The organism is Burkholderia sp. MSMB1835 (assembly GCF_001526365.1).
In the GTDB taxonomy this organism is placed as follows: Bacteria; Pseudomonadota; Gammaproteobacteria; order Burkholderiales; family Burkholderiaceae; genus Burkholderia.
This window is the reverse complement of record NZ_LOYP01000017.1, coordinates 1-699: the sequence shown is the minus strand read 5'-3', so window position 1 is coordinate 699 and position 699 is coordinate 1. Positions and strand designations below refer to the sequence as shown.

Genomic DNA, 699 nt, shown 5'->3' with positions numbered 1-699 from the left:
GTGCGCTCGAACAGGATCGACAGGTTGTGCAGGATCCGCTCGACGACCTTCTTCTCCCACTCGCCGTCGAAACGGATCTGCTCGTCGAGCCAGCGCTCCAGCCATTCCGGATCCGGCAGGCGCGACTGCACCGTGTCGCGCGGGAACAGCGCCTGGTTCACGTGCAGGTTGGTCGGGTGCAGCGGCTTCTCGGTGCGGCGCGCCGACGCCATCAGCACGCCGATCTTCGCGAATGCGGCACGCGCGACGTCGCCGCAGTTGTTCAGCGCCTTCTTCATGTAGCGCAGGTACGCGCCGCCATGCCGTGCCTCATCGCGCGAAATCGTTTCGTAGATCTGCTTGATGACGGGCTCGGTGTGCCAGTCGGCCGCGCACCGATACCAGTGGTTCAGGCGGATCTCGCCGCAGAAGTGCAGCATCAGCGTCTCGAGCGGCGGCGCCGGATCGAACTGGAAGCGCACCGCGTGCAGCTCCTCTTCGGTCGGCACCATCTCCGGCTTGAAGCGACGCAGGTATTCCATCAGCACCAGCGAATGCTTCTGCTCCTCGAAGAACCACACGCTCATGAACGCGGAAAAGTCGCTGTCGTGCTGGTTGTCGCGCAGGAACATTTCCGTCGCGGGCAGCGCCGACCATTCGGTGATCGCGTTCATCTTGATCGTCTTCGCCTGCTCGTCGGTGAGCAGCGAAGCGTCGAAC

Annotated in this window: 1 protein-coding gene; it reads right to left on the bottom strand. The window is 63.8% G+C overall.

The annotated features are described in order from the left end of the window. Positions 1–699, bottom strand: a 699-nt coding sequence (locus WS96_RS07905; protein WP_059831687.1) for a diiron oxygenase, incomplete at both ends; no start/stop codon positions are given.